The organism is Tropicimonas sp. IMCC6043 (assembly GCF_004146235.1).
GTDB lineage: Bacteria > Pseudomonadota > Alphaproteobacteria > Rhodobacterales > Rhodobacteraceae > Tropicimonas.
Map to the genome: position 1 here is coordinate 1 of NZ_SELO01000123.1, position 1229 is coordinate 1229.

A 1229-nucleotide genomic window follows, 5' to 3' on the forward strand; every position below is an offset into this window, starting at 1 on the left:
GCGCCGGACGCTTGAGCAATTTGAGGGCTCCGCGCCCGGCGCGCTTGCCCAGTTCGAAACCCAGTAATATGAAAACCAGACCCGCAGACTCTCGTTATGAACGAGGGAACTCCGGGGGGCAGGTCAGGTGCACTCTCGAAGACCTCATGGACGCGACAGGCTGGAAGCGCGACTCCGTGGCAGCCGCGCTCTACACGGACGTCAAGAACCTCGGCCTCGGTGTCGAACGTCGCGACGGAATCCTGCGCCTCCTGCGGCCCGATAACTTGGTTATCACCGCAGTCGACATCTCGTGTTTTCACTCAGACGACGACTGAGACCTCGATAACTGAGTTATGAAAAAGGCGGTCGCAGGACCGCCTTTTTCATTTCAGTTGGCGCACGACATTTCCGCCCCACTCCTGCCACCATCGGCCTCTATCGCTCTCCGAAAGCAACGAGGAGTGAGCGAGATGAGCAGACCTGATATCCCGATGCGGCTGCTGGGCTGCTACGTTGACGACCGCGGGCACATCGTTTCCCGCATCGTGACGGACGCCTTCGCCGACAAGGCCGAGTTCTACGAGCGCGGCACCTGGACGGCGATGCCCAAGGTCAAGGCGTGGTGCGAGGCGACACCGGACCTCACCGTGCGTCAGGCGTGGCAACGTGCATTGCAGAACGGCGGCGACTTCAACTTCACCGTCGTGCGCACGGACGGCACGCGGGTCGAGGGTTCGATGCCTCCGGGGCACTTCTTGGGGTTCACGGAAGACGGGTTGGCTGCTAGCGAGATGCGAATTAGTCGCAACTGACCGTCAGCGACTCAATTTGTTGTAGAGTTGTTGCAGAGCCCGAAAACAACGCGAAAGGCCGACCATTGAGGCGGTCTTTATCACATTGATCTCATTAAGAAAAAGTGGCGCTTGGGGACGCGCCGTCATACGTTCCGACACAATCCAAACGCGACCGCTATACCGCTTGTTTTGTTGATGATTTCTTCCACATGAATCTTGAACGTTCCCACCTGTTCCACCATTTTTTGGGGGAACCAATGGGGGAACAGATGGGCACCCACACGATAGCCAAGCCGAAGTCTCTGACGGCAGCATTCGTCAACTCGGTTGTCAACGGCGGTGCGATTTCCTGCCAGAGGGCAGCACAAAATCCGGCCAGTTCCAGCGTGATCGGCGCCCCGGCAGACGCGCTCCCTATGTAGCTGGCGGTTGCCGGGGCGCCTTGGTCCGCGA

General features: G+C 59.3%; 3 protein-coding genes. 2 read left to right on the forward strand and 1 reads right to left on the reverse strand.

Annotated elements, in window-relative coordinates; all coding sequences use genetic code 11:
- Nucleotides 1–146: 146 nt before the first annotated feature.
- Both EU800_RS27105 and EU800_RS26025 read left to right on the forward strand, forming a co-directional pair.
- A complete protein-coding gene (locus EU800_RS27105) occupies nt 147–317 on the forward strand; it encodes a hypothetical protein (protein ID WP_165354865.1) in 171 nt (56 codons plus the stop codon).
- A 135-nt stretch (nt 318–452) separates the two neighbouring features.
- Complete coding sequence (locus EU800_RS26025) at nt 453–794, forward strand: hypothetical protein (RefSeq protein WP_129636349.1); 342 nt, start codon at nt 453–455, stop codon at nt 792–794.
- A gap of 157 nt (nt 795–951) precedes the next feature.
- Here EU800_RS26025 and EU800_RS27385 read toward each other — a convergent pair.
- Nucleotides 952–1229: hypothetical protein (locus tag EU800_RS27385; protein ID WP_207210022.1), on the reverse strand; the 278-nt coding region annotated here is incomplete at its 5' end.

What these genes read in the sequence shown, in the direction of transcription:
- EU800_RS26025 (WP_129636349.1), top strand. Translation starts at nt 453, where the DNA reads ATGAGCAGACCTGATATCCCGATGCGGCTGCTGGGCTGCTACGTTGAC.
- EU800_RS27105 (WP_165354865.1), top strand. Translation starts at nt 147, where the DNA reads ATGGACGCGACAGGCTGGAAGCGCGACTCCGTGGCAGCCGCGCTCTAC.